At 58.0% G+C, this 6,523-nt stretch carries 6 protein-coding genes and 1 rRNA gene; 2 read left to right on the top strand and 5 right to left on the bottom strand.

Annotation, left to right across the window (positions count from 1 at the left end; all coding sequences use genetic code 11):
* Positions 1–96: 96 nt before the first annotated feature.
* Together J4G38_RS20420 and J4G38_RS20425 are read right to left on the bottom strand one after the other, a co-directional pair.
* Positions 97–723 (bottom strand): thymidine kinase, encoded by a 627-nt coding sequence (locus tag J4G38_RS20420; RefSeq protein WP_210520619.1) that lies wholly within the window; start codon positions 721–723, stop codon positions 97–99.
* Positions 724–1,009: 286 nt separating this feature from the next.
* Positions 1,010–1,330, bottom strand: a complete 321-nt coding sequence (locus tag J4G38_RS20425) for a 2Fe-2S iron-sulfur cluster-binding protein (RefSeq protein ID WP_210520617.1) — start codon at positions 1,328–1,330, stop codon at positions 1,010–1,012.
* Between the two features lie 37 nt (positions 1,331–1,367).
* On the opposite strand from J4G38_RS20425, the gene J4G38_RS20430 reads away from it, so the two are divergent.
* Together J4G38_RS20430 and J4G38_RS20435 are read left to right on the top strand one after the other, a co-directional pair.
* The gene (locus tag J4G38_RS20430; RefSeq protein ID WP_210520615.1) at positions 1,368–2,579 is read left to right on the top strand and encodes a hypothetical protein; all 1,212 of its coding nucleotides are present in this window, start codon (positions 1,368–1,370) and stop codon (positions 2,577–2,579) included.
* A 73-nt stretch (positions 2,580–2,652) separates the two neighbouring features.
* Entirely contained in the window at positions 2,653–3,648 is a 996-nt protein-coding gene (locus J4G38_RS20435) for a hypothetical protein (RefSeq protein WP_226163606.1), read from the top strand.
* Here J4G38_RS20435 and J4G38_RS20440 read toward each other — a convergent pair.
* The 3 genes from J4G38_RS20440 to rrf all read right to left on the bottom strand — a co-directional run bounded on the left by J4G38_RS20440 (position 3,589) and on the right by rrf (position 6,510).
* Positions 3,589–4,956, bottom strand: a complete 1,368-nt coding sequence (locus tag J4G38_RS20440) for a hypothetical protein (RefSeq protein ID WP_210520612.1) — start codon at positions 4,954–4,956, stop codon at positions 3,589–3,591. The genes J4G38_RS20435 and J4G38_RS20440 overlap by 60 nt on opposite strands.
* Complete coding sequence (rodA, locus tag J4G38_RS20445) at positions 4,956–6,284, bottom strand: rod shape-determining protein RodA (RefSeq protein ID WP_226163607.1); 1,329 nt, start codon at positions 6,282–6,284, stop codon at positions 4,956–4,958. The genes J4G38_RS20440 and rodA overlap by 1 nt, the downstream gene beginning before the upstream one ends.
* Positions 6,285–6,398: 114 nt before the next feature.
* Positions 6,399–6,510: ribosomal RNA gene (gene rrf / locus J4G38_RS20450) — 5S ribosomal RNA — on the bottom strand.
* Positions 6,511–6,523: the final 13 nt, after the last annotated feature.

A 6,523-nucleotide genomic window follows, 5' to 3' on the forward strand; every position in this document is an offset into this window, starting at 1 on the left:
ACGGAAAATGTGGGACATACGCTCAGCCAAAACACAAAGTAAGATAGAAGCAGCCGCAGGGCCGTTTTTGCCAATGTCAACGCACGGCTCGGCGCTTTAGTGCGTGGCCGTCGAACGGGCCTCCGGAGCCGGCACTTTGGTTTGCATGCCGCCCAGGAAACACGGCCGGCAGCGGGCTTCGTACGAGTCGGTTTCGCCGAGCAGCACCTGGCTTTCGCTGGCGGCAATCCGGTAAGAATACGAAGCAATTTCGCCGCAGCACACGCACACGGCGTGCACCTTGGTCACGAATTCGGCCGTGGCCAGCAGCGCCGGCATGGGCCCGAACGGCCGGCCCAGGTAGTCCATGTCAAGCCCGGCCACGATGACGCGGGTGCCGTTGTTGGCCAGCTGCGCGCATACGTCCACCAACGAGTCGTCAAAAAACTGTCCTTCGTCGATGCCCACCACGTCGGAACCGGCGGCGAGCAGCAGGATTTCGGAGGCAATGGCCACCGGCGTGGACCGGATGCGGGCCGCGTTGTGGCTCACCACGTCTTCGGCGTGGTAGCGGGTGTCGAGGGCCGGTTTAAATATTTCGACGTGCTGCCGCGCAATGCGGGCGCGGGTGAGCCGCCGAATGAGTTCTTCGGTTTTGCCCGAAAACATGGAGCCGCACACCACCTCAATCCAGCCCCGGCGGGGGGCGTTGTGGCGGTTGCCGACGCGGGGTTCGATAAACAAAGTATTGGTGGGCTTGAAACGGTTTGGAATCCTAAAGTTAGGAACGAACGGCGGAGAGCGAAACCCGGCGCCCGTCCCGTTCGCCGCGGTGCTCATGCAAACAGCTTGACCGCCTGTTGTTCCGGCAACCGGGCCGGTTGGTCAATAATTTCAGCAGGCCGGCGTTAGTAATTGAGTTAAAAGGAAGGAGTTAAAAATTGACGGCTCCTTTTTAACTCCTCCCTTTTAACTTTTAACTCCTCCCTTTTAACTTTTAACTTTTAACTCGCTACGTCAGCGTAGAAGCCTAGCTGTACTGCACATGGGGCAGTTTGGTCGCTTCGGGCACGCGGCCCACCACTTCGCCGGTGGGCAGCCGGGCCTGGCACGCCAGCCGTTCGGTGGCCAGCAGGCGCCCGGCGGCCCGGTAGCGCAGTTCGGCCTCGGAGGGTGGGCTGAGGTTTTCCGCGCCGGCCTGCACCTGTAGGCGGCAGGTAGTGCAGCGCCCTTTGGCACCACAGGCGTGCATCCAGTCGTGGCCCGCGGCTTGCAGCGCCGCGAATAGCGTAGACCCCGCAGGCACCTTCACGGCCGCTCCGGGCAAGTTTTCAATCGTTAACAGGGCCATTTATGCCTAACTTCGGCCACCGAAACCCGGCCTTTTTATGAACGACAAATATAGCCTCGTCAAGTGCGCACACTACGGCCGCCGCTTGGCCGCCCGGCTCTGCGACCAGCACTTCGGCTCCCAGCCCACCGCCACGCTCGATGGCCCGGCCATCCTCAAACTCACGCCAGTGCGCCAGCTCAACCTGCTGGTCGTGCGCCAGTTGCTGGGCCAATGGCAAGCCGAAACCGCCCGCCTGCGCAGCCCTTACTTTAACTTCGAAACGGCCCCCGTGCAGGCCGCGCTCGCGCAATTCATGAACGTGCTGTCGCGCCACATCAGCCTGAGCCGCGCCGCTTTCGAGCCGCTGCTGGCCCAGGCCGCCGCCGATACCCTCGGCATCGTGGCCGACCCGGCTGGCAGCTTCCAGCGCCTACTGCTCGGCAGCACAGAATCGCCCACGCTGGCCGGCCTGCGCGACAACCTGCGCTACCTCGACATTGACAAAGCTTTTTTTCAAGGTTTTGTCGACAGCCTGTCCACCAGTGGCGATTTGAGCCGTGATTTTCTGGAGCACCGCTTCGAGCTCTACCACGCCGCCAACTACAAGGCGCACCAGCCCATGCAACGCCTCGTTACCGAGCTTAGCGCCCTCCTGCCCCTGACCACGGCCGATTTACTCGAAGATGGACCGGTATCCGCCTCCAGTGTGCCCGTTGCTCCCCCCCTGGCTGCTCCTCCGGCCCCGGCGCCAGCGTCTGTAGCAGCTCCCGAGCCTGTACCGGTAGCAGTTCCCACGTTTGTGGCCGCCCCCACCCCACCGCCACCCGTAGCCGCGCCGGTAGCGGCAGTAGCTCCGGAGGCACTCAAAATAGTAGTCCCCACCGCGCCGGTTCGCCCGTTGCCTAACGTCGACTCGGCCAGCGTCCCCCTTCACGAAAAGCTGAAAGCCAGTCAATCACCCGCTCCGGCTTTGGCCGAAACCTTGCGCGCTACCACGGCGCCGGCTTCGCTGGCCGAGCGCGCTGGTCCCAAAGTCGAAACCCTGCGCGAGGCCATTTCCATCAACCAGCGCTTCAGCTTCATCAACGAGTTGTTTGGGGGTGAGAACATGGATTACCATGCCGCCATTCAGCACCTCGATTCGTTGCCCACCGCCGACCAGGCCCGTGCCTACGTCACCGGCGACTTATCGCAACGCTACGATTGGAGCCGCAAGGAAGAGCATGTCAACAAACTTTTGAAGCTCATTGAGCGCAAGTTTGCCTAATCTCGCGGTTCTCTCGAAGTTGCCCGTTTTTGGTCCCCGGCTGCGCCGTTGGCTTTTGCCGTGGCTGCTGGCAGTGGCCACCCTGGCTAACCTGGCCTACCCGATGTACGTGCACTTCGATTTCTCGCACTCGCCCGATACCCGCAGCTACCTGCGCATGGCGGCCGGGCGGTTCGACAGTGTCCGCGTCACACACCGCTACCGGGTGCTTGTGCCCGCGGCTGCGGCCGTAGTCGCCGCGCCCATCGCCAAACTATACGGCCGGGTGTGGCCTCAACGCCCCGCCGGATTGTGGCCCCTTCGCTTTGCGTTTTATCTGGTCAACTGCTTACTATTGGCCGCCGCTGGCGCGTGTTGGTTCAACGCCGCCCGCCTCACCGGCGCTTCGCCCGAAGCTGCCGCGCTGGCCATGGTGGCCGTACTCACCAGCCGTTGGGCCGAATACGCCGCCGGCCTGCCCCTCACCGATAGCCTTTACCTGTTAGTCTTTGGCCTGAGCTATTACGCCGTCAAGCGCGGTTCCGGCGGCCGTTGGGCCCTGATAGCGGCGTTGCTGCTGGGGCCCCTTGCCAAGGAGTCCTACGTATTTCTGTTGCCCTGGCTATTCTGGTTCGGTCGCAAAAACCTCGCTTGGCCCAGGCAGCTCCTGGCACTTACTGGCGGCCTGGCCGTGCTATTCATCGTCCATTATGTGGTAGACCGCCACCTGGGTGCCCCAGCCACCCAATCGGTATCCAATGCATTGGAGCACTTTGAGAACATCTCCTACTCCCTCCAACGGGCCGCTTCCGCCAAAGGACTAGGTGAGCTACTGAGTATTTTCGGCCTCTTTACGCTGATTCTTCCGCTCGCTTTCTGGCTGAGCAGGAGGTTCACAACCGCAGTACCACAGCCGTTCTACAGTTCTTTAGGCGGGGCTGAAATAGGCCTGCTTGTTGTCGTTGCCGTTCACATGCTGCTTTCCGGCGACTTGGGCCGCATGGGCTACCTGGCTGCTCCAGCCTTCTGCTCAGCGCTGGCGCTCGTCTTCACGCACTGGCGCCGCCTTCTTATTGGGCAGCAACAGTAATTCGCCTCGCCGCAGCCCCATCAACGCTAGCCCGAACAGCAACGGCCACACGGGCACCAGAAACCGCGCCGCCCCTAAAGGTCCTGTCAGCAACGCCACGTACAACAACAGTCCTGCCGCCAGCCACCGGCCGTAGCGCAACATTGGCCCACTATTCCGCAGCCGCCAAAACCCGCGCACCGCCAGCATCAGCCGGGCCACGTTAGCAAGCAGCACCATGCTCAACAACGTCATCAGCCCGAGCGGCAAGCGCCCCAGTGCCCGGAGCAAACTACCCGCTCTGGCTTGGGCCAGCAAGCCACTCCCCGGCACTTTTAAACGCAGGAATTCGCTCAAATCAAACCGGCCCGGGTCCAAAAAAAAGATGGCCATTCCCTGCGCGTGCTGCCGCGCATACACCACCGGGTGCGCCCACAGCACGGCTCTGGCCCGGGCCTGAATCAGGTGCTGCCGCGTGGCAAAATCGGGCTGCGCATTGACTTCCCGAAGAATAGACGCCACCCACAATTCTTCCGCTTCCAGTCCCTGTGTTTGCCGCACTACGCCAGCCGCATTGTAGTGCAACAGATTGATTTCGGCAATGCTTGAAAAGTGGAAATATCCTGTCCGCTGCTTATTCCAGCCCATGTAAAGCCCCACAACCAAGATAGGTACCAGTCCAATAAGCCCCAATACCATTTGCCGACGGCGCCATGCCAGCAGCCCGCCCGCCCCCGCTATCACCACGGCCAGCGGATAAAAAACTGGTTTCAGCAGCAATGCCAGCACCGAAGCCCCAACTATAACAGCAAAATAGCGCCTCTGCCCGGTTTTGATATAATACATGCCGGCCGCCATCATCCCCACCACTACACTTTGCAGCAGCATTTCGCTCATCACTGCATTAGCATAGATAAATTGGGCTGGAAAAGACAGTACGCCCAAAATTGCCACCAGCCGTTCCCTCATGTTCGGCCGCGCCCACCGCGCCCACCACCTCATCACCAACCCGATATTTAGCAAGCTTAATCCATTCTGTACTACCAACAGCACCACCGGCGAAATCACGGTTGCTCCAGTTGCCAGCAAGGCCAAAGGATAACCTATCGTTCGGATGGTGAACTCCTGCACCGCCTGTCCTTGCGGCAATTTTCCCGGCCACGACCTTGCGTACAACTCCCCATGCAGCCACAAATTTTGCGCTGCTTGCAAGTACCTACCAGAATCCGGGAAATCCCAAACCCCTCTACTTAATGCCCAACTCAACGCGAACAGGTGAACTCCCGCCAATATCAATAATATCAAAGTGGGCACCCGTTCGCTTCTCATCAGCGCACCAAGTCCTGCTTGCGATACGCATCCAGCGCCAACAAGCTAAAAAGCAGAATGGTAAACGACCACAATGACGAACCACCATAGCTAAAGAATGGCAGTGGAATGCCCACTACTGGGGCCAGCCCCATGGTCATTCCCATATTCACAGTAATGTGAAAGAAGAGCACACTCGCCACACAATAGCCGTATGTGCGCCCAAAAACTGATTTCTGCCGTTCCGCTACGTAAATAATACGCCAAAGCAGTGTCAGATATAATCCAATAACGACTAAACTACCCATCCACCCAAATTCCTCCCCAACTGTACAGAAGATAAAATCCGTGCTTTGCTCAGGGACAAAGTCAAACTTCGTTTGAGTGCCCTGCAAAAATCCCTTGCCCACAAACCCACCAGACCCAATGGCAATCTTGCTTTGCGTCACATTCCAACCTTTCCCTAGTGGGTCAGATGATGGATTTATCAGAACCTCAATTCGTTGCCGCTGGTGGGGCTGGAGCACTTTGTTGTAAAAGAAGTCTACCCCAATTACCATCCCCATCACCGCCACCCACACGCCTAATGCAAGCGGCAAATGATGCCGTAATACACGCCGATTGAGCCCCAAAACGCCCAATAGCATCACTGTAAACGCCGCAAACAACCAAACCTTGGGCACCAGTAAGGCCAGCAATAAAATAATGCCCGCTGCTGCCAACAGCAACAATATGAGCGGCGACATCCCCTCCCGGAAATAAGCCAACAGCAGCGCCCCGAACACAAGAGCCTGTCCAGATTCATTAGACGCAACTATGAGTAAGGGCGGCAATAGCGTAATTCCCGCCAGTACCAACTGGTCACGCCAGCCTTGGTACCGGAGGTTAATGCTAGCCATGAATCGGGAAGCCGCCAATGCAGTCGTAAATTTTGCAAACTCCGCCGGCTGCAAACGAACCGGCCCCAATTCCAACCACGACCTTGACCCTGCAATAGGCCGGGCCACGAACATTGTCACCAATAGCAACACTATCATTCCCCCATATAAAGCATAAGCGAGTGTATCATAGGCCTTATAGTCGACTACTAATAGCACAACAATTAGCACAACGGCTGTTGCAATCCACAATAATTGCTTAAACCAATTGAATGCCATCAGCTTATCAAAGCTCAACGCACTCAATGGATTTGCAGGAGCATCTGGCGAATAGCTAGAGGCATAAATACAAACCCATCCTATTCCAACCAGCACCACATAAAGTAGCACCGTCACCCAATCAATACTGCGACTATAACGTGCCGGCGAAACTTGCACAAATTTTAATAGATTAAATAAATAAGTAGGCAAAAATACAACTTGTTAAAGCCTAATGGCAGCATGGTATAATCAGCAATAACATACTGCGGGGGTAGAAAAGCAAAACGCCTGCCGCTGGAAAAAGCGGCAGGCGTTACAAAAAAAGGTTGGCGGCGACCGACTCTCCCACCGGTGAAGGCAGTACCATAGGCGCACCGGGGCTTAACGGCTCTGTTCGGAATGGGAAGAGGTGAACACCCGGGCTAAAGCCACCATTGCTGGCGGGGGTT

Source organism: Hymenobacter terricola (assembly GCF_017921975.2).
In the GTDB taxonomy this organism is placed as follows: Bacteria; Bacteroidota; Bacteroidia; order Cytophagales; family Hymenobacteraceae; genus Hymenobacter; species Hymenobacter terricola.

Excerpts from the sequence above, each read along its gene's own strand:
- J4G38_RS20440 (WP_210520612.1), bottom strand. The coding sequence starts at position 4,956 with ATGAGAAGCGAACGGGTGCCCACTTTGATATTATTGATATTGGCGGGA.
- J4G38_RS20425 (WP_210520617.1), bottom strand. The coding sequence starts at position 1,330 with ATGGCCCTGTTAACGATTGAAAACTTGCCCGGAGCGGCCGTGAAGGTG.
- J4G38_RS20430 (WP_210520615.1), top strand. The coding sequence starts at position 1,368 with ATGAACGACAAATATAGCCTCGTCAAGTGCGCACACTACGGCCGCCGC.